This window comes from Burkholderia pyrrocinia (genome assembly GCF_003330765.1).
Lineage (GTDB): Bacteria > Pseudomonadota > Gammaproteobacteria > Burkholderiales > Burkholderiaceae > Burkholderia > Burkholderia pyrrocinia_B.
Map to the genome: position 1 here is coordinate 2,419,842 of NZ_CP024903.1, position 20,047 is coordinate 2,439,888.

Annotated in this window: 20 protein-coding genes; 7 read left to right on the forward strand and 13 right to left on the reverse strand. The window is 66.3% G+C overall.

Features of this window, described 5'->3' with window-relative positions; all coding sequences use genetic code 11:
* Positions 1 to 88: 88 nt before the first annotated feature.
* Positions 89 to 751, reverse strand: a complete 663-nt coding sequence (locus CUJ89_RS28590; protein WP_114180648.1) for a glutathione S-transferase family protein — start codon at positions 749 to 751, stop codon at positions 89 to 91.
* 289 nt (positions 752 to 1,040) lie between these two features.
* Between CUJ89_RS28590 and CUJ89_RS28595 the strand changes: the two genes are divergently transcribed.
* Positions 1,041 to 2,396: a polyhydroxyalkanoate depolymerase gene (locus tag CUJ89_RS28595; RefSeq protein ID WP_114180649.1), complete on the forward strand. Its 1,356-nt coding sequence runs from the start codon at positions 1,041 to 1,043 to the stop codon at positions 2,394 to 2,396.
* 105 nt (positions 2,397 to 2,501) lie between these two features.
* Here the strand turns inward: CUJ89_RS28595 and CUJ89_RS28600 are convergent, their stop codons facing one another.
* The 6 genes from CUJ89_RS28600 to CUJ89_RS28620 form a co-directional block, all read right to left on the reverse strand.
* Entirely contained in the window at positions 2,502 to 2,972 is a 471-nt protein-coding gene (locus CUJ89_RS28600) for a DUF3761 domain-containing protein (protein WP_114180650.1), read from the reverse strand.
* Positions 2,973 to 3,034: 62 nt separating this feature from the next.
* Positions 3,035 to 3,172, reverse strand: a complete 138-nt coding sequence (locus tag CUJ89_RS38365) for an HHHH-motif protein (RefSeq protein WP_201752341.1) — start codon at positions 3,170 to 3,172, stop codon at positions 3,035 to 3,037.
* A gap of 371 nt (positions 3,173 to 3,543) precedes the next feature.
* Complete coding sequence (locus tag CUJ89_RS28605) at positions 3,544 to 4,311, reverse strand: ABC transporter ATP-binding protein (protein WP_114180651.1); 768 nt, start codon at positions 4,309 to 4,311, stop codon at positions 3,544 to 3,546.
* 24 nt (positions 4,312 to 4,335) lie between these two features.
* Positions 4,336 to 5,049 (reverse strand): ABC transporter permease, encoded by a 714-nt coding sequence (locus tag CUJ89_RS28610; RefSeq protein ID WP_114180652.1) that lies wholly within the window; start codon positions 5,047 to 5,049, stop codon positions 4,336 to 4,338.
* Positions 5,046 to 5,735 (reverse strand): ABC transporter permease, encoded by a 690-nt coding sequence (locus tag CUJ89_RS28615; protein WP_114180653.1) that lies wholly within the window; start codon positions 5,733 to 5,735, stop codon positions 5,046 to 5,048. The genes CUJ89_RS28610 and CUJ89_RS28615 overlap by 4 nt, the downstream gene beginning before the upstream one ends.
* 68 nt (positions 5,736 to 5,803) lie before the next feature.
* Positions 5,804 to 6,577 carry an ABC transporter substrate-binding protein gene (locus tag CUJ89_RS28620; RefSeq protein WP_114180654.1) on the reverse strand — a complete coding sequence of 258 codons (774 nt, stop codon included), beginning with the start codon at positions 6,575 to 6,577 and terminating at the stop codon, positions 5,804 to 5,806.
* 580 nt (positions 6,578 to 7,157) lie between these two features.
* On the opposite strand from CUJ89_RS28620, the gene hutC reads away from it, so the two are divergent.
* A complete protein-coding gene (gene hutC, locus CUJ89_RS28625) occupies positions 7,158 to 7,853 on the forward strand; it encodes a histidine utilization repressor (protein ID WP_114180655.1) in 696 nt (231 codons plus the stop codon).
* Between the two features lie 9 nt (positions 7,854 to 7,862).
* On the opposite strand, the gene CUJ89_RS28630 is transcribed toward hutC, so the two are convergent.
* On the reverse strand, positions 7,863 to 9,104 hold the full coding sequence (locus tag CUJ89_RS28630) for a glycosyltransferase (protein WP_114180656.1): 1,242 nt from the start codon (positions 9,102 to 9,104) through the stop codon (positions 7,863 to 7,865).
* A gap of 96 nt (positions 9,105 to 9,200) precedes the next feature.
* Here CUJ89_RS28630 and CUJ89_RS28635 point away from each other — a divergent pair, with 96 nt between their 5' ends.
* Positions 9,201 to 9,821: a TetR/AcrR family transcriptional regulator gene (locus CUJ89_RS28635; protein WP_114180657.1), complete on the forward strand. Its 621-nt coding sequence runs from the start codon at positions 9,201 to 9,203 to the stop codon at positions 9,819 to 9,821.
* Positions 9,822 to 9,925: 104 nt separating this feature from the next.
* Here the strand turns inward: CUJ89_RS28635 and CUJ89_RS28640 are convergent, their stop codons facing one another.
* Entirely contained in the window at positions 9,926 to 10,543 is a 618-nt protein-coding gene (locus CUJ89_RS28640; RefSeq protein WP_114180658.1) for a TetR family transcriptional regulator, read from the reverse strand.
* Positions 10,544 to 10,931: 388 nt separating this feature from the next.
* Here CUJ89_RS28640 and CUJ89_RS28645 point away from each other — a divergent pair, with 388 nt between their 5' ends.
* The 3 genes from CUJ89_RS28645 to CUJ89_RS28655 all read left to right on the forward strand — a co-directional run bounded on the left by CUJ89_RS28645 (position 10,932) and on the right by CUJ89_RS28655 (position 13,754).
* Positions 10,932 to 11,594 (forward strand): DUF3313 domain-containing protein, encoded by a 663-nt coding sequence (locus CUJ89_RS28645; RefSeq protein WP_114180659.1) that lies wholly within the window; start codon positions 10,932 to 10,934, stop codon positions 11,592 to 11,594.
* A 91-nt stretch (positions 11,595 to 11,685) separates the two neighbouring features.
* On the forward strand, positions 11,686 to 13,221 hold the full coding sequence (locus tag CUJ89_RS28650) for an intermembrane transport protein PqiB (RefSeq protein WP_236654984.1): 1,536 nt from the start codon (positions 11,686 to 11,688) through the stop codon (positions 13,219 to 13,221).
* Between the two features lie 179 nt (positions 13,222 to 13,400).
* The gene (locus CUJ89_RS28655) at positions 13,401 to 13,754 is read left to right on the forward strand and encodes a hypothetical protein (protein ID WP_114180661.1); all 354 of its coding nucleotides are present in this window, start codon (positions 13,401 to 13,403) and stop codon (positions 13,752 to 13,754) included.
* A gap of 37 nt (positions 13,755 to 13,791) precedes the next feature.
* Here CUJ89_RS28655 and CUJ89_RS28660 read toward each other — a convergent pair whose 3' ends face one another.
* The 4 genes from CUJ89_RS28660 to CUJ89_RS28675 form a co-directional block, all read right to left on the reverse strand.
* Positions 13,792 to 14,622: an alpha/beta fold hydrolase gene (locus CUJ89_RS28660; protein ID WP_114180662.1), complete on the reverse strand. Its 831-nt coding sequence runs from the start codon at positions 14,620 to 14,622 to the stop codon at positions 13,792 to 13,794.
* A gap of 107 nt (positions 14,623 to 14,729) precedes the next feature.
* On the reverse strand, positions 14,730 to 15,647 hold the full coding sequence (locus CUJ89_RS28665; protein ID WP_114180663.1) for a LysR family transcriptional regulator: 918 nt from the start codon (positions 15,645 to 15,647) through the stop codon (positions 14,730 to 14,732).
* A 179-nt stretch (positions 15,648 to 15,826) separates the two neighbouring features.
* Entirely contained in the window at positions 15,827 to 16,072 is a 246-nt protein-coding gene (locus tag CUJ89_RS28670) for a DUF3717 domain-containing protein (RefSeq protein WP_114180664.1), read from the reverse strand.
* A gap of 263 nt (positions 16,073 to 16,335) precedes the next feature.
* Complete coding sequence (locus CUJ89_RS28675) at positions 16,336 to 17,871, reverse strand: amino acid permease (protein WP_114180665.1); 1,536 nt, start codon at positions 17,869 to 17,871, stop codon at positions 16,336 to 16,338.
* A 588-nt stretch (positions 17,872 to 18,459) separates the two neighbouring features.
* Here CUJ89_RS28675 and CUJ89_RS28680 point away from each other — a divergent pair.
* Positions 18,460 to 19,992 carry a sensor domain-containing diguanylate cyclase gene (locus CUJ89_RS28680; protein ID WP_114180666.1) on the forward strand — a complete coding sequence of 511 codons (1,533 nt, stop codon included), beginning with the start codon at positions 18,460 to 18,462 and terminating at the stop codon, positions 19,990 to 19,992.
* Positions 19,993 to 20,047: the final 55 nt, after the last annotated feature.

Genomic DNA, 20,047 nt, shown 5'->3' on the forward strand with positions numbered 1-20,047 from the left:
CGTTTGCGGATTGCACGGCCGCATCGATAGTTTCATTTCGATGCGCGCATCGTGTCGTGCAATTGAAAACGCGATGCGACCCTGCGCATCAAAACTCCATGTCGAGTTCGTCGATGTCTTCGTGCTCCGCCTTCGCCGCGTCGATCCACTCCGCAACGAACGGATGCGCAAGCACCTGCATGCAGTACTCGGCGATCTCCGGCTCCAGCTTCACGTCGTAGGTCAGGAAACGCGTGACGACCGGTGCATACATCGCATCGGCAATGCCGATCTCCGCGCCGAACAGCCAGGGGCCGCCGTACGCGGCCAGACATTCGCGCCAGATCGTCACGATCCGCTGGATGTCGTGCTGCGCGCGCGACCAGATCCGGAAGCCGGGGAAATGCGCGCGCAGGTTCATCGGCAACGCGGATCGCAACGCGCTGAAACCGGAATGCATCTCGCCGCAAATCGACCGGCAATGCGCGCGCGCATGCCGGTCTTCAGGCAGCAACCGCGCCTGCGGCCGGATTTCGTTCAGGTATTCGGCGATCGCGAGCGTGTCCCACACGGCGTTGCCGTCGTGCGTCAGGCACGGCACGAGAATCGACGGCGACAGCAGCAACAGCTCCGCGCGCGACGCGGCATCGATCGGCACGCTGACGGTCTCGAACGCGAGCCCGCTCAGCTTCGCGAGCAGCCAGCCGCGCATCGACCACGACGAGTAATTGCGGCTGCTGATGGTCAGCGTCGCCTGTCCGGTAGATTCCATGTCGCTCCCCTGCTGAAGGCCGTTCGTGCCCCTGCACCGAAAATGGACGCCGTACGTCATCGCCCGCACCATACCGGTGCGGCGCATTCGCCGAACTGGCGCAGCGCTGCACGATGTCGCGGCATCGGCGACACGCGAGACCGGCGCGGCCACGCAGCGCCTTCGGCCGGCCGTCGTCGCGTGCTGTGTGCGTCACCGCATTGCCGAACCGCGTGCAACGCGCGTGCCAGCCGCGCGCTGGCACACGGCTTGCCTCGTTCAATGCAATGCGGCGCAACGAGCGACGGTCATGAATCTGCTTGCCTATCCGTTCTATCAATGGTCTGCCGAATGCCTGCGGCCAGCGCGTGCATGGGCGGCCACCACCCGCGCGACGATGTCGCTATGGCCGCCGTCCACCGCGGCGCCGACGGGCCGCATGCTCGACGCGCTGTGCGAACTGCTCGAATGCTGCGCGTTCTCGCATCGGCGTCCGCCGTTCGGCATCGCATCGATCGTCGTCGACGGCGCAACGGTGCCGATCGTCGAGGAAGCGGCAGCGGCCACACCGTTCGGCACGCTGCTGCATTTCCGCAAGGCGCGGCCGGTCGCGCGTCAGCCGCGCGTGCTGATCGTCGCGCCGATGTCCGGGCATTTCGCGACGCTGTTGCGCGGCACGGTGCACACGATGCTGGCCGACCACGACGTGTACATCACCGACTGGCACAACCCGCGCGACATCCCGCTGACGGCCGGACGGTTCGGCTTCGACGAATACGTCGTGCATGTGATCGACTTCATCCGCCACGTCGGCCCGGACGCGCATGTGCTCGCGATCTGCCAGCCGACCGTCGCCGCGCTCGCGGCGGTCTCGCTGATGGCCGCCGGCGGCGATCCGGCGCAGCCCGCGAGCCTGACGCTGATGGCAGGCCCGATCGACTGCCGCGTGAATCCGACCAAGGTCAACGCGCTCGCGACGAGCCAGTCGATCGAATGGTTCGCGCGGAACCTGATCAGCATCGTGCCGGCGGGCTTTGTCGGTGCGCAACGGTGCGTGTATCCGGGCTTCGTGCAGGTCGGCGCATTCATGTCGATGAACCCCGAGCGGCATGCGGCGTCGTTTGCCGATCTGTATCACGAGCGCGCGAAGGGCGACCCGGCGAAAGCCGATACGCTGCGGCACTTCTACGACGAGTATTTCGCGACGGCCGACCTCACCGCGGAGTTCTATCTGGAAACGGTCGAGAAGGTGTTCCAGCAATACGCGCTCGCGCGCGGCGAGCTGACGGTCGGCGACCGGCTCGTCGAACCGGCGGCGATCCATCGCACCGCGCTGCTGACGATCGAAGGCGAGAAGGACGATATCTGCGCAGTCGGCCAGACGGTGGCCGCGCAGGAACTGTGTTCTGGGTTGCCGCCGTATCTGAAGACGCACCACGTGCAGACGGGTGCGGGCCACTACGGCGTATTCAACGGCAGCCGATGGGAAACGCAGATCTATCCGATCGTGCGCGCGACGATCCACGACAACGAGCCGTACGATCGCACCACGGATGCGGAAGGCAACGCGAGCGGCACGCACTACGTCACGCTGCGGGCACTGCTCGATGCACGCGCAACCGGGCACGATGCGGCGGCCGAAACACCATCGCATCAGGCCCACTGAGCCCGTGCGGCGGCGCAACGACCAGCATTCCAAAAGAGTCGCCCCGCCGTGGCGGCGGGGCGTGATGTCCGGCGGCGCCCGGACGGCGCTCGCCCGGCCTGCGTTTTACGAACAGGCCTTGCCGTGCGACGGATGGAAGCCCTTCGCCTTCGCATCCGCTTCCGACATGTAGCTGCCGTGCTTCGTCTTGCCGTAGTACTTGTCGGTCGAGCAGTGATAGACCTTCGTGCTGTCGTTGACCCACACCTTGCCCGCGCCGCCGCCCGGCGCCGCGGCCGTAGTCGTCGCAGGCGCGCTCTTCGCGGGCGCTGCACCGGACGCAGCGGAAGCGGAAGCCGCCGTGGCGGGTGCCATCGCGGCCGGCGCGCTGGCCGCAGCCGCCGACGATGCGCCGTACCAGGTCTTCACACCCTTATGACCCGCACATGCGCCCTTCTTCGACGCGCCCGAGTAGAACGAACCGTCCTTGCACAGACCGGTCGTGCCGGCCGGCGCGCTGGCCGGAACCTGCGCAAACGCACCGATCGACATACCCATGCCAGCGACAAGCGCGGCGATCAACATCGTCTTTTTCATAGTCCTCTCCTGATTGGCCTGCATAGTGAAAGCGTCCCGGGCATCCCCGGGGAAACCCACGGTTACCGCACCCAGCGGCACACGCGATGGTGGTGATGCTCGAAATGGCACTCGCGGTGCGAATGCGCTTCGGCAAGCGCCGGAACGAGGACGGCGCAGGCAAGTGCGGTGGCGGTCAGGATCTTCGCGATGCGGTTCATGGAACTCTCCCGGGTAGGTCAGCCGGTGATCCGGCCGTTATCTCCTTAACGCCGGTCGTCGACACTCCGTGCACCGCGTAGCGCGCAATTGACGATGTTTGACACCGCGTGGCCGACGACGGCCAAAGCTGACGAATGTCTTTCTAGACCTTCCAGTCTGTCAGGTTGAAAACGATTCGGCATTCAAACGAACGATCCGGGGGGCAGACACGCCGGTTCCGGAAAGAAGCAAAGAAAAACCGCCCGAAGGCGGTTTGTCGCAAACGTGCGCATGATGCGCGTCGGCTGGCGCATGCGCACCGTGATCAATCCGGCAGCGACGCCCCGGCCTCGCCCCACGGCACCTGCGCGATCACGGCAACGCTGCCTGCTTACTTCAACCGCCCCGACAGGAACTGCCCGAGCCGTTCGCTCTTCGGATTCACGAGAATCTCCTGCGGATTCCCTTCCTCCTCGATCTTCCCTTGATGCAGGAAGATCACATGATTCGACACGTTGCGCGCGAAACCCATCTCGTGCGTGACGACGACCATCGTGCGCCCTTCCTCCGCGAGCTTCTGCATCACCTTCAGCACTTCGCCCACCAGTTCCGGATCGAGCGCCGAGGTCGGTTCGTCGAACAGCATGACTTCAGGCTCCATCGCCAGCGCGCGCGCGATCGCGACGCGCTGCTGCTGACCGCCCGACAGGTGCGACGGATACATGCCCTCGACGCGCGGCGCCAGGCCGACCTTCTCCAGATACATGCGCGCCCGCGCGATCGCTTCATCCTTGCCGATCCCGAGCACGGCCATCGGCGCCTCGATCACGTTCTCGAGCACCGTCATGTGTGCCCACAGGTTGAAGTGCTGGAACACCATCGACAGCTTCGTGCGCATCCGCTGCAACTGCTTCTGGTCGGCCACGCGCAGCGACCCGTTGCGATCGCGCGCGGTCTGGATCGGCTCGTTGCCGATCGTGATCTGCCCCGAGCACGGCTGCTCGAGGAAGTTGATGCAGCGCAGGAACGTGCTCTTGCCGGAGCCGCTCGAGCCGATGATGCTGATCACGTCGCCGGCCTTCGCCTTCATCGACACGCCCTTCAACACCTCGTTGTCGCCGAATTTCTTGTGCAGGTTGTCAACGGTGAGCTTGTACATGCTTGGTCCTTCCTTGCGAATGCATTAATGGCCGCGCGGCGAGAGGTACGCGAGCCAGCGCGTCTCGAGCTTGCGGAACGCCCAGATGAGCGTGAACACGACGACGGCGTACAGCGCGGCTGCAATGCCGTAGGCCTGGAACGACATGTACGTCGCCGAATTGACGTCGCGCGTGACCTTCAGGATGTCGGGCACGGTCGCGGTGAACGCGAGCGTCGTCGCGTGCAGCATCAGGATCACTTCGTTGCTGTAGCTCGGCAGCGAGCGGCGCAGCGCAGAAGGCAGGATGATCCGCGTATAGAGCTTGAAGCGCGACATCCCGTACGCGAGCCCGGCCTCGATCTCGCCGGCCGCCGTCGCCTTGATCGCGCCCGCGAAGATCTCCGTCGCATACGCGCATTCGTTCAGCACGAACGCGAGCAGCGTGCAGTTCATCGCGTTGCGGAAGAACGTGTCGAGCAGCACATGGTTATGCACAACCTGCAGGCTGTAGATGCCCGTGTAGCACATCAGCAGCTGCACGTAGAGCGGCGTGCCGCGGAACACGTACGTATAGAGCCACACGGGGCCCGAGATCCAGCGGTTCGACGATGCCCGCGCGATCGCGAGCGGCACGGCCAGCGCGAAGCCGAGGGCGATCGACACGACCAGCAGCCACAGCGTGATCGCGAGGCCGCTGAAGCGGTAGCCGTCGGTATACAGATAGCTTTGCCAGTACTGGCTGATGATTTCGATCACAGCGCGAGCCTCCGGACGCCGACGGAATATCGCTTCTCGAGGTGATGCAGCACGACGTTGGATACCGTCGTGATCGCGAGGTAGATCGCGCCCGCAGCCAGCGTGAAGAAGAAGAAATCGAGCGTGCTCTTGCCCGCGTCCTGCGACGCCTTCACGACGTCGGCCAGGCCGATGATCGACACGAGCGCAGTGGCCTTCACGAGCACCTGCCAGTTGTTGCCGATACCGGGCAGCGCGAAGCGCATCATCTGCGGGAACAGGATGCGGCGGAACACGCGCCAGCCGCCCATCCCGTACGCGAAGCCCGCTTCGAGCTGGCCGCGCGGCACCGCGAGGAACGCGCCGCGGAACGTCTCGGTGAAGTACGCGCCGTAGATGAAGCCGAGCGTCACGACGCCGGCCACGAACGGGTCGATGTCGATCTGGTCCCAGCCGATCAGGTCGGTCAGGTTGTTCAGCAGGATCTGGATCCCGTAGAACAGCAGCAGCATCAGCACGAGGTCCGGCACCGCGCGGATCAGCGTCGTATAGAAGGTGCCGACCGCCTTGAGCACGCGGTTGGTCGACAGTTTCGCCGCCGCGCCGGCCAGCCCCAGCACGAGCGACGCGGCGAGCGACAGCACCGCGAGCTTCACGGTCTCGACCGTGCCGGCCCACAACAGCGGGCCAAATCCCTGGAAAATCATGTCAGCGTATCCCGATCCGGAAAAACAAGCGGCGCAGCGCGGCCGAAACCGCGTGCGCCGTGAAAGCGTCAGCCGCCGTAGACGTCGAACGCGAAGTACTTCTTCTCGAGCTTCCGGTACGTGCCGTCCTTCAGCATCCCGCCGATCGCCGCGTCGATCTTCGCCTTCAGCTCGGCGTCGTCCTTGCGCAGGCCGATGCCCGCGCCGTTGCCGAGCGTCTTCGGATCGTTGATGTCGCCGCCGGCGAACTGGAAGTTCGCGCCGCGCGGCGTCTTCAGGAAGCCGAGATCGGCCTGCACGCCGTCCTGCAGCGCCGCGTCGAGGCGGCCGGACGTCAGGTCCTGGTACACGCCGTCCTGGTTCTGGTAAGGCACGACCTGCACGCCCTTCGGCGCCCAGTAGGCCTTCGCGTAGGTTTCCTGGATGGTGCCCTGCTCGACGCCGACCGACTTGCCCTTCAGCGATTCGGCCGTCGGCTGCAGGTTCGCGCCCTTCTTCGCGACGAGGCGCGTCGGCGTGTTGAACAGCTTGTCGGAGAACGCGATCTGCTCGGCGCGCGCCGGCGTCATCGACATCGACGACAGCACGCCGTCGAACTTCTTCGCCTTCAGCGCCGGGATCATCCCGTCGAAATCGTTTTCGATCCACACGCACTTCGCCTTCAGGCGCGCGCAGATCTCGTTGCCGAGATCGACATCGAAACCGACGACCTTGCCGCTTGCGTCCTTCGATTCGAACGGCGGGTAGCTGGCGTCGACGCCGAACCGGATCGTCGACCAATCCTTCGCATGGGCACCGACCGCGATGCAGGCAAGGGCAATACTGAGCGCGAGTTTCTTCATGACGTTCCTGTAAGTGGCGGAGGACTCGGCAGATGTCCCGCGGGCGGGCCGCACCTGCCCAACCTGCGCGCCATCGTCCGGACACCCAAGTTGTACATACAACTTTGCCGTTTACCGAGTTACCCGTGCAATCCGTGTTTATCTCTATTCGGAGAACCTCGATCCTCCGGTGGAATTTTTCTTTTATTTCAAATGGCTACAGATTTCTTTCGGCGGGTTGACGACTTTCGTCTCACGATTGTGGAATCGCATGCGCATCGGAGATTTGTCTAGACAATACGGTCAAAACGGAGACCGACGCACATGCAACGCGACAGGTCCGGGAAATGGCCGCGAAACCGGGGGGCAGGAATAGGCGATCGCCTACCGCTCGCACCATCGATGGCGAGATCGGCCGACTGCGTCTTGCCCGTCCCGGCGGACTGCATCGCCGCCCGCACGGCGACCATCGCGATGGTCGGGCACACGTGCGCCGCGCATTGCTTGCCTCGGCGTCTCCCCGATGGGAAACGGTCCGTCAGGTTGTCTATACTGACGTCGCCGCGCACCGCCAACCGTGCGTCTCTCCAACAGCGATGCAATGACCACACCGATCTATCAGGAAATCAAGGACTTCATCCTCGCGCGCATTCATGCCGGCGAATGGGCGGAAGGCGACCAGGTGCCGTCGGAGAACGAACTCGCGCGCGAATTCAACGTCGCACGGATGACCGTCAATCGCGCGCTGCGCGAGCTGACGGCCGAGCAGGTGCTCACGCGCACGCGCGGCTCCGGCACGTATGTGGCATCGCCGAAGTACGAATCGACGCTGGTCGCGATCCGCAGCATCTCGGACGAAGTCGCCGCGCGCGGCCACGGCTATCGCGCGCAGGTGCTGCAGGTCGGCGCAGCAATCGCCGATACGAAGCTCGCCGACGAACTGCAGCTCGACACGGGCAGCCCGATCTTCCATTCGCGCGTGCTGCACTTCGAGAACGACACGCCCGTGCAGCTCGAGGAACGCTGGGTCAATCCGGCCTGTGCGCCCGAATATGCGTTGCAGGACTTCACGACGACGACGCCGAACCAGTACCTGACGCGCGTCGCGCCGCTGCAGCGCGTCGAATACCGGATCGAGGCCGCGATGCCCGACGCGGAAACGCGCAAGCGGCTGACGATGGACGAACGCGAGCCGTGCCTGATGCTGCATCGGCGCACGTGGTCGCAGGGGCTGGTCGCGTCGGTGGCCAATCTCTGGCATCCGGGCAGCCGTTACCGGTTCACCGGGCATTTCTGATGCACGGCATCACCGCGCGCCGGGCCGTCCCCATCGCTCGATCGCACTGACCGCCCGCGTCAACCCGTCCTCCTGCGCGATGCGCGCGCCGAGTTCCGTTGCACGCGCCTTCGTATCGCCGCGTTCGGCAAACGCGATCGCTCGCGCCAGCGCGGCAGCGTCCACGCGCCGCCCCGCGACCGGCGCATCCGCCACGCCGAGCCGCTGCAGCCGGTTCGCCCAGAAGAACTGATCGCCCGCGAACGGCACGACGACCGACGGAATGCCGGCCCGTGCGGCCGAATGCGTGGTGCCCGAGCCGCCGTGATGAATCGCCATCGAGGTGCGCGGAAACAGCCAGTCGTGCGGCGTGTCGCCGATCACGCAGACCTGCGCCGGCAACATCGATGCGTCGATACCGCTCCAGCCCGGATAGAACAGCGCGCGCCGCCCGGCGAGCGCATGCGCCAGCGCGTCGGCCATCGCGGCCCGGTCGAAGCCGGCCATGCTGCCGAAACCGATGTACACCGGCGGATCGCCCGAGTCGAGAAAGGCCGCGAGTGCCGGCGGTGGTGTCCATGCACGCGCATCGATACGCCACTGGCCGCATGCGAGCACCTGGGACGGCCAGTCGGCAGGGCCGGACAGCAGCGCCGGCGACACGCCGTACAGCATCGGATGATCGGTCCACACCTGCTTGCGCGGCGGCAACCCGCACACGCTTGCGCGCGCCGCGTTCGTCGCCCTCCTGAACGCCTGCCACAACAGCGCGTTCACGAGCCGGTGGCTCGCACGGTTCAGCCAGCGCGGCAGCTTCCCCGGCGGCAGGAACGGCGACGCGAATTCGGCAGTCGGCGTGATCGGGATCATGCCCGTGCCGATCGCCGGCACGCCGCGATACTCGGCAACCGACAGCCCGACGAACGACGCGAGCCCCGACACGAGGATCGCGTCGCAGCCGGCCGATGCGTCCGCGACTTCGCGCATCCACGCGGCCGTGTTCGCATTCGCGATCGCCGCGAGCGCCTTCGACGTGTCGTTGAAACCGCCGCGCCCGCGCACCGCATCCGCCAACGCGCCGTCCGGTGCGATCGCGCGGCGGATATCGCCGGACAACGGCGCCGACGGCACGCCAAGCGCGGCAGCCGCGCCGAGCGTCGCCGCGTCGGCCAGCAGCCGGACATCGTGGCCGGCGCCCGTCAGCGCGCAACCGAGCGCCGCGAGCGGGCGCGTGTCGCCTTCGGTGCCGTAGGTGGCGATGACGAGCTTCATGCGTGACTCCTCGTGCACGACGGAAACGGATGGCTTCGTAAAAATGCACGTCGTATACTAATGCAACTCGTGCACTTTCAGTCAATCTCCCCCGCCATGCCGATTCCGACCGACGATCCGGGCCGCCGCGCGCGCAAGCGCATCCAGATGCTCGCGCATCTTGCCGCCACCGGCGCGCGCCTGTTCGATACGCACGGCTACGAAGCCGTCACGATGGAGCAGATCGCCGCGCAGGCCGATGTCGCGAAGCGCACGCTGTACAACCATTTTCCGACGAAGGAAGCGGTGCTCGCGCACTGGCTCGAAGGCGAACTCGCGCGTGATCTCGCGCATCTGCAGCGCGACGTCGCGCAACGCAAGACCTTCGCATCGCGCATCGGCTGCGTGCTCGACGCGTCGGCCGCGTGGTGCGAGCAGCATCCCGTGTATCTGCTCGCTTATTTGCGGCATCGCTTCCTGAGCATCGGCGCGGTCGAACCGGCAAGCGGTGGAGAGAACGGCAGCGATATCGCGCGGGTATGGCAGCAACTGATCGCCGCGGGGCAGCAATCCGGCGAACTGAACGGCACGCTGCGCGCCGACCAGCTCGCGACGTGGTTTCATCACCTGTATCTCGCCGCGATGCTGCGCTGGCTGACCGTGCCGGGGCTGTCGCTGAAACGGGAGTTCCAGTCGGTCGCGAAGTTATTTGTCGAAGGCGCGGAAGCGAAACGCTGAGCGCGCAAGCCGCCGGTCAAACGTTCACAGTCGCCCGAGCAGGACCGCGAGCAGCGAGCGCCCGAAACGGGCGACCGCCGCACCGCATGTAACAAACGCGCGCTTCATTTCTTCCGCGACGATTTCGCCGCCGCCGGCGCACCGCGCTGCGCGGCAGCGCCACCGCCCGACGGCCATTGCGTCTCGTCGAGCAAACGGTCGAACAGCCGCGCGCGCTCGTCGGCCGACAGCGGGCACAGCCCGAACATCGCCGATAGCGCGAGCCCCCAGGCCGCCTTCCATCGCAGCAGCGCAAGGTCGGGATCGCCGGATTCGGCTGCGATGCGCTTTGCGTTCTCGCCATCGATGTCCCGAACCTGCTGCAACGGCGCGGGATCCTCGACCAGCGCCGCCATGATCGCGAGCGCCGCCGACGGCTGCTGGTCGATCACTTCGCGCATCGTCGCGATCTGCGCGGACAACGTCGGCTGCGCTTCGCGCGGATCGCGCGCAGCCAGATAGTCGCGCTGGAATCGTTGATAGTAGTCCTGCTGATGTTCCATCAGCGCGTTCAGCACATCGCCTTTCGTGCGGAACTGATGCATCAGCCCGCCCTTGCTGATGCCGCTTTCGCGTGAAATCGCATCGAACGTGAGCTTGCCCGGACCGTCGCGCTCGAGGATCGCGAGCGCCGCCTGGATCGCGGCAGTGCGCGTTCGCTCGGAACGCGTCGGGTTATCCATGAACTTTCCCCGGTATGGAGTGACGCAACGCGACCGTGCCGAACCGGCGCGACCGCATGCAGGAAGTGCGCGGAGTCTATCACAAACAAACCGCCTGGTCGGTTTACATCCGGAAATGGCGGTGCTACGATCGGCTCCCGCATCGGCTCCGGCCGGATCAACGGCTGTTTTGCGCACCGGTCACAGGTGCGCGATCACCGCCGGTGGTGCGGCTGCCCGGCCGATGACCGCCGCCGAACCGCCCATCGCCTCCGGAATTCATGCAGTCGTTGCGCCCCAAAAACAAACCGTCTAGTTGGTTTTTTTACTGAACCCCGAGCGGCGATGCCGCCCCGTTGCACCACCCTTCGCGCCGGCTACCGGCGCGCACCCCGACCCGGAGAATCAGATGCACCGATCGATCAAGCCCAGCCACCTGCTCAACGCCGCGCTTTGCATCGCGCTCGCCGGATGCGCCGGCGTCCAGCCGGCCCGCTATAGCGGCATCGAATCGTCGCCGTACCTGCGCAGCGATCCGCAAGACAAGTCCGGCCGCGTGCCCTACCGCTATGCGTTGCCGGCGGACTGGCACAAGTACCGGAAGCTGATCCTCGACCCGGTGGCCGTCTATCGCGGCACCGATCATCAGTTCGGCAACCTGACCGACCAGGACAAGTCGACGCTTGCCACGTATATGGGCGACACGTTCGCGAAGAAGCTCGGCAAGCGCTTCGAACTGACGAGCGCGCCGGGCCCCGACACGCTGCGCGTGAAGCTGACGCTGACAGGCGCCGTGACGACGACGGCATTTGCCGGCGCATTCGCGCATTTCGATCTCGCGGGCAACGTCTACAACGGCGTGCAGGCGATCCGCGGCCGCGAAGGCGCATTCACGGGTTCGGTCATTTACGCGGTGGAGATTCGCGATGCATCGACGAACCGGCTGATCAGCGCGTACGTGACGAAGCAGTATCCGAATGCGATGAACATCGGCGCGAGTTTCGGCGCGCTCAGCGCGGCAAAAACCGGCATCGACAAGGGCGCCGATGCACTCGTCGCGCAATTCGACTGACACCCGTCGGCTAACGGTGGCGCGTATTGCGCAGGCGCGTGCCCACTGGCCGCGAGCAGCAATCTTCTGGGTCGTTCCGCTCGCGGCCGCCTTGTTCTGTGTCGCATGGGGCGTCGCGTCGCTCGGCAGCCGCGGGCCGACGATCACGATCGCGTTCGCGACAGCCGACGGGCTGGAAGCCGGCCGATCGACGCTGCGGCTGCGCAACGTCGAAGTCGGCCGCGTGACGCGCGTTCGCGCGTTGCGCGGGCAATCGGGCGTGCGCGTCGATGTGCAGCTGGACACCGACATGCACGCACTAGCGGTTGCGGACACACGCTTCTGGATCGTGCGGCCGCGCATCGGGCCCGGCGGCCTCTCCGGTCTCGATTCGGTGCTATCGGGTGCGTACATCGCGGCCGCGACAGGCGGTTCGCGCGCACCGCGCGCGACGTTCATCGGGCTCGATGCGCCGCCAGTCACCGAAGACGGCGGCCGTCACTACACGCTGCACACGGCGTCGCTCGGCTCGGTCGCGATCGGTTCGCCGGTCTATCACCGGCGCGCACGCGTCGGCCAGGTGACCGGTTATGCGCTCGATGCAGACGGGCACGGCGTCTCGATCGACGTGTTCGTCGCCGCGCCGTTCGATCGGTACGTCGACGTCGATGCGCGCTGGTGGCAGGCCGGCGGCATCGGCCTGCGGCTCGACGCGGGCGGCATGAAACTCGGCACGCCGTCGATCGCCGCGATGCTCGCCGGCGCACTCGCGTTCGCGTCGCCGCCCGGGCGCGCATCGATCGTCGCGGCGCCGGACGGCAAGCGCTTTCGCGTGGCCGACGACGAAATCGACGCGATGCGGACGCCGAATGCGCCGGCCGCGCCCGTCGTGATGCGTTTCGATCGCTCGCTGCGCGGCCTCGATGTCGGCGCGCCGGTGGATTTTCGCGGCATCGAACTCGGCAACGTAACGGCCGTCGGCACCGAATACGACGCAGCACGCGGCGACGTCACGATGCGCGTGACGATGGCGCTCTACCCCGATCGCCTCGGGCAGCGCTACCGCGACGTGCTCGGCAACGGCGACACCGACGCCGGCAAGGCGCTGCTACGCACGCTCGTCGCGCGCGGGTTGCGCGGCCAGTTGCGCGTGGGCAACCCGATCGCGAACCGGTCGTATGTCGCGCTCGACATGTTCCCGCACGCGCCGCCCGCCTCGGTCGACACGAATCGCGAGCCGATCGCGTTGCCGACCGTGCCCGGCACGCTCGACGTGCTGCGCGTGCAAATTGCCGATATCGCCGGAACACTGTCCCGGTTGCCGCTCGATCGCATAGGTACGGATCTGAACGCAGCGCTCGTAAACACCAATACGCTGTTCACGCAACTCGATACCGAACTCGCGCCGCATGCGCGCGACGCGCTGGGCATTGCGCGACAGACGTTCACGGCTGCGCAGGCGATGCTCCGGCAAGAGGGTGCGGGTACATCGAACCTCCACCGCACGCTGACGCAATTCGCGCGAACATCGCGCGCACTGCGCGCATTGGCCGGCGAACTGGAACAGCATCCGGAGTGGGTGCTGCCGAATGCGTCGAGCACCACGCCACCGGCCGACGCGCCGCATCCGGCGAGTGCGGCACGGTGAGCGCGTCGCGCGGTGCATACAGATTTTTACGACGATCGCACGCACCGCATGCCAAATTTCCCGCGCAGCAGTATGCTGATGACGTACGGCCGCGCACGGTGCATCGGGCAATCCCGTAGTTGCGACGTTGTCGCGCCGCCGTCGCGACCGCAATCATGCATTGCAAGGAGGGATTCGTGATGACTACCACGCATCAGCACTTCCACCTCGAACTACGGCACGCCACCGCGCCGACCTATTTCATCAGCTACCTGTTTCCGGCCTTGCTGTTCGTTTACGAACTGCTGCGCGTCGGCCAGTGGATCCGCGATCACGGGATGCAATTCGCCGCGTTCAAGCAAATGGGTTACGAGTATCTGCTGATGCTGCTGTTCGTCGGGCTGCAGATCGTGGTCGAGGCGATCTTCCTGCTCGGCGCCGCGATGCGCAAGGATCATCGCGATTTCGAGCACCGGCTGCCGAACGTGGTCCTCGGCATCGGCTGCTCGATCGCGCTGCTCGCGATCGATCTCGCGATCCAGCTGGTGTTCTGACAGCCGGCGGGCACACGCCCGCCGGTTGCATGGGCGCTCAGGCGCCCGCGTCGCGCAGGAGCGTCACCACGGCGGCCAGCACGTCGTCCGTCCGCTCGCGGTGCGGCATGTGCCCGCACTTTCCAAGCAACAGGAACGACGAGGGTCCCGCGACGCGCGCGGTGATCCGCTTCGGATGCACGTCGGACCCGTATTCGTCGTCTTCGCCGTGAATCGCAAGCGTCGCGCATTGCACGCGCGGCAATGCGTCGTCGAGATTCCAGTCGCGAAATGCCGGCGACAGCCACGTGTCGACCCACGCGCGCAGCACCCATTCGGCCTTGTCGCCGTGATAGCGCGCGAGCCGGTCGAGTTGTCCCGGTTCGTCGAACTGCAGCCCGGCGTCGCGAATGCCGGCCAGCGTGCGATCCTCGACGAACGCCTGCGCGGCGACCGTCACGAGCGCGCGGCAACGATCCGGATGTGCGGCTGCGCACCCCACCGCCATTGCGCCGCCGACGCTGTGTCCAAACGCGACGAACGCATCGACGCCGAGCTGTTCGCGCAGCGCATCGAACGCGTGATCGGCCTCGTCGCGCACGAACGTCGTGCCGAGCTTCCCCGGATGACGATCCGAACGGCCGAAGCCGAGCCGGTCGTACGCGATCACGTCGCGTTGCGTGGCGCGCGCGAGTTGCGCGGGAAAGTCGCGCCACAGTTCGACGCAGCCGAGCGAATCGTGCAGCAGCACGATGGGTGCGGCCGGCTCAGGTGCGGCCGACCCGAATGCGCCCGCTGCGTCCTGCGCCGGACGAGCACGCCAGCGCTTCGCAAAGAGACGCCCTTGCGGCGTCTCGACGGTTGTCTCCTCGGTCACGATATCGGTCATGTGTCTGTCGTCTGCCTGAAAGCGGCCGCACGTCGGCGGCCTCGGAATCCCCGCATGTTGGCCCGCAGGCGCGCGCGGCGTCAAGCAAGCCCCCGCCGCCCGCGCGCTCATTCGGGCTGCGGCGGCAGATACTCCATCTGCGCTTCGTCGTACAGCCGGTAGATCAGCGCCTGCATCGCGCGAATGTCCTCCGATTCGTCGAGCATCCGCATGCTCATGATGATCGGCGACACGAGGTTCGGATCGTCGAGCGGCTTGTAGCTGATGTCGTCGCGCTTCAGGCCGTACACGCTGTGCGGCACGACCGACACGCCCTCGCCCATCGCGACGAGGCCGAGCGCGATCTGCAGTTCGCGCGTCTCGTAGATCCGCCGCGGTTGCAGCGCGCGATCGTGAAAGGCCGCAAGCACCTGGTCCGCATAGCTCGGGCGCGGCGCCTTCGGAAAGATGATCAGCGTGTCGTTCACGAGATCGTGCAGCGACAGCACGGACTTCGCGCTGTCGAGCACGTGGCCGACCGGCAGCGCGACGATCATCCGCTCTTCGCGCAGCACCACGCGCCGCACGCTCGGATCCTCGTGGCGGATGCGCCCGAACCCGACGTCGATGCGCCCTTCCTTCAGCGCCTTGATCTGGTCCATCGTCGACATCTCGTGCAGGCTCAGCTCGACGGCCGGATACTCGCTGCGAAAGCGCCGGATGATTTTCGGCAGCATCCCGTACAGCGTCGAGCCGACGAAGCCGACCGACATGCTGCGCTCGATCTTGCCGACCCGCTTCGTCATCGATTCGAGTTCGGTCGTCTGCGCGAGCAACTGCACCGCATGCGAATAGAAGAAACGCCCCGCGTCGGTCAGTTTCAGCGGCCGCGCGTTGCGCTCGAACAGCGGCACGCCGAGCGCCTCCTCGAGCTGCTGGATCTGCCGGCTCAGCGGCGGCTGCGCGATATGCAGCCGTTCCGCCGCACGCGTGAAATTCCGCTCCTCGGCGACCGCGACGAAGTAGCGGAGGTGTCTCAACTCCATTTTCGATGCCTCCCGGACAGGGACCCGACGTCAAACCACGGCCGGATGATGTCATGACGATACCCCAGGCGGCGCAAACCTCCACGCGCGCAGCCCGCGCCGCCCAAAGCAAAACGGGAAGCCCGCGAGCTTCCCGTTGCTTCATCGACGCCGCATCGCGGCAGCGTCACGATCGCCCATCACGCCTCGGTCGCGTAGAGCGCGTCGCGCTGCGCGTTGCTCAGCGAGTCGAGCGGCACGTCCGGCAGCCGATAGCAGATCATCGCGCCGTAGAGTTCGGCGAGGCAATTGCTGCCGGCGTCGAGCGCGTAGCCGTCCTCGCCGTCCGGCGCCGGCGGGTACACTTCGCGCCACGCGTTGATCGCGGCTTCGATTCGCACGATGGAAACGGGTCCGGCCTTCCGCTCGGCGGGTGATGCGCTCATGGATTCCTCTGGATTGCGCGCTCCACGGGCCGTGCCGGCCCGAATGGAGCGATGAAAACGCCGGGCGCCGCCGGCCGCCGCGCGCCGCGCGCGCCGGATGCCGATCCGCGCTGCGCCTGTCGCGCCGGCCGGGCCGTGGCCCGGTAGGGTCGGGCAATATAACCGGCTTTGACCCCGTGCAGGCAAAAGCCGGGCAAAAAAAACGGGAAGCACAAGGCTTCCCGTTTCATCGCACGTCGCGCGTGCCGCTTGCCGCGCCCGCGTCAACCCGTGGTTTCGCGGTTCGCCACCGGCTGCCGCTGCGCGCCGCGGCTCGCAGCGATCCACGGTGCGATCTCCATGTCTTCGTAGCGCACGAAGCGGCTCTTGTTCAGGAACCGGAAGCCGAGCCACACGACGAGGAACAGCGGAATGCCGACATAGGTCGCGGCGACGCCGGCCCAGTCGATCCGGTTCGAGAGGAACGCCTGATAGTCCTGCCCGAGCGCGATCACGAGGCACAGCACGAATGCGAACAGCGGGCCGAACGGGAACCACTTCGACTGGTACGGCAACTGGTCGAGCGCATAGCCCTGCTTCACGTAGCCCTTGCGGAACCGGTAGTGGCTGACCGCAATGCCGAGCCACGCGATGAAGCCTGTCATCCCCGACGTGTTCAGCAGCCACAGATACACCGTCTTGTCGCCGTACAGCGACGTGAAGAAGCACAGCGCGCCGACGGCCGTGGTCGCGTACAGCGCGTTGCGCGGCACGCCGCCCGGCGACAGCTTCGCGAACACCTTCGGCGCCCGGCCTTCGGTCGCGAGGGTATAGAGCATCCGCGTCGACGCGTACATGCCCGAGTTGCCGGCCGACAGCACGGCCGTCAGGATCACCGCGTTCATCACGCCGGCCGCGAACGCGAGGCCCGCGTGGCGGAACACGAGCGTGAACGGGCTCACGCCGATATCGGTCACGTCCGTCTTCAGCAGGTTCGGGTCGGTATACGGAACCAGCACGCCGATCACGAAAATCGCGAACACGTAGAACAGCAGGATGCGCCAGAACACCTGGCGCACCGCACGCGGGATCGTCGTGCGCGGGTTTTCCGATTCGCCGGCCGCGACGCCGATCAGCTCGGTGCCCTGGAACGAGAAGCCCGCGATCATCGCGACGCCCATCAACGCCGGCAGGCCGCCCGCGAACGGCGCGTCGCCGATCGTCAGGTTGCCCCAGCCGTTGCTCGGCGCGCCCTTCAGAATGCCGAAGATCATCAGCAGGCCGACGCCGATGAACGCGACCACGGTGACGACCTTGATCAGCGCGAACCAGTATTCGGCTTCGCCGAAACCGCGCACGGTGAGCGCGTTGAGCAGGAACATCACGCCGAGGAAGGCCGCGCTCCACCACACGCCCGGCACGTCCGGAAACCAGTAATGCATCACGAGCTGCGCGGCGACGAGCTCCACCGCGATCGTCACGGCCCAGTTGTACCAGTAGTTCCAGCCGAGCGCGAAGCCAAAGCCTTCGTCGACGTATTTCGCACCGTAGGTCGCGAACGAGCCCGACACGGGCATGAACGCGGCCATCTCGCCGAGGCTCGTCATCAGGAAATAAACCATCAGGCCGATCAGCATGTACGCGACCATCGCGCCGCCAGGGCCGGCCTGCGAAATCGACGCGCCGGACGCGACGAACAGGCCCGTGCCGATCGAGCCGCCGATGGCGATCATCGTCAGGTGGCGCGCCTTCAGCGCGCGATGAAGCTTGGGTGGGTTCGCGGACGAACCAGGTTGGTCGGAATTCGGAATGGCGGACATAAACGAGACAAACGTTGAGCGGGCCGGCATCCGTAGCCGGCGCATGCGGAATCGGAGCGCGGTGCGCGTCCTGCGATGCATTCGATGCGGCCCCGATACGCGTTGCGCGGCGGGCGCCTGCGGCGAAGCGCGGATTCTACCTGATTCGCCACGGGGGCAGCTCGGGTGAACACGCCCGCCACCGCGGGGAGATTTCGCAGAATCAAGGAGTTGGCTGCGTCGGGTCCGACCATGGCAGCATGCCGGCGCCAAAACCATGGAGCCCAAGGGGTCATCCGGTTTTCCGATCCGCGCCGTTTGTGAACCATCCTGTCGCAATCCGCCAAATACCGCGCCGATACGCAAAATCGACCGGCCATTGCATCATTATTCAGACAAAACGACCGACACTGATAATTGATTCAAATCAAATCGCCCGCATACAAAGCGGTAATGATGCGTAACCGTTTCGAATCGCCGTTTTCGCATGCATGTTTTGCATGCGCACGCGAATTTCAGGATTTCGCGAGATAATGCCGGTTAATTCGAAATAATCAGCGCGCGGAACCGCCAACAACGCGAATATCCGCCGCCTGCCCCCTCCCGAGGATGAAGTCATTCACGCTGCCCGCCGCGCTGCGCCGCCATACCGCGTCGATCGTGGCACGCATTCTGTCGCCCCGCGGCGTGCTCGTCGCGGGCATCGTGCTGCTGATGTTCAGTTGGGGCCTTTCCACGTCGCTTTTAATCGAAGCGCGGCGCGACGCGTATGACCATGCGGTCGAAAATGCGCGCAACCTGATGCTGCTGATCGAACGCGATATCGCACGCAATATCGAACTCTACGATTTGTCGCTGCAAAACGTCGTCGACGGCATTGCCGATCCGGAACTGATGACATTGCCGCCGCGCCAGCGCCACCGGCTGCTGTTCGACCGCGCGGCGACCGGCGAGTATCTCGGGTCGATTTTCGTGATGGACGCGCACGGCAATATCGTGATCGATTCGAGCGCGTCGCCCGCGCGGCAAGGCAATTTCGCCGACCGCGACTATTTCGCCGTGCACCGCGACCGGCTCGCGCCGGGCCTCTATATCAGCCGGCCGTATGCGGCCCGGCTGCGCGGCGGCGCGCTGACGATCGCGCTCAGCCGCCGGATCAACCGGCCCGACGGCACGTTCGGCGGCATCGTCGTCGGCACGCTCAGCATCGACTACTTCCGCGCGCTGCTCGACGGCCTCGCGGTCGGCAAGCACGGCAGCGCGGCGATCGTCGAGGACAACGGCACGCTCGTGTCGCGCCTGCCTTACGACCCGCATGTGGTCGGCCTCGACCTGCACGACTCGCCGCTGTTCATCGAGTCGCAGCGCAGCCGCGACGGCGCGCTGACCGGCACCGGCGCGATCGACGGCATCCGGCGCATCTATGTTTACAAGCATCTCGCCGGCCTGCCGCTGATCGTCGACGTCGCGCCCGCCGAGATCGACATCTACGCGCCGTGGCACCACCGCGCGGTCTGGACCGTCGTGCTGATGTGCCTGTTCACCGGATTCATCGCGTGGGGCTCGCTGGCGCTGTCGCGCGAGCTGAGGCGCCGGCAGATCGCCGAATCGAAGCTGTACCGGCTCGCGCACACCGATTCGCTGACGGGCGTCGACAACCGCGGCACGTTCGACACGGTGCTCGCGAAGGAGGCGCAGCGTGCGTCGCGCAGCGGCCGCCCGCTGTCGGTGCTATTCGTCGACGTCGACCACTTCAAGGCGTTCAACGACTACTACGGCCACCCGGCCGGCGACGACGTGCTGCGCCGCGTCGCACAATCCGCGTCGCGCTGCCTGCGCCGCGACGGCGATCACGTCGCGCGCTACGGCGGCGAGGAATTCGTCGTCACGCTGCCCGACACCGACGCGCAAGGCGCGGCGACCGTCGCCGAAAGCATCCGGCGCGCGATCGCGGAGCTCGACATCGACCACGTAAAGAGCCCTTACGGGCGCGTCACGGCCAGCATCGGCGCGGCAACCGCTGCCGACGGCCGTACGAACGCCGCGACGCTGCTGCGCCGTGCCGACGAGGCGCTGTACCGCGCGAAGTCCGGCGGCCGCAACCGCGTGTCGGACACGCGGCCGACGCAAGACGTGACGTGACGCTTCGGCCGGCCTGGCCGGACCGCCGCGCCGTGGACAGCCCGCACGCGTTCGG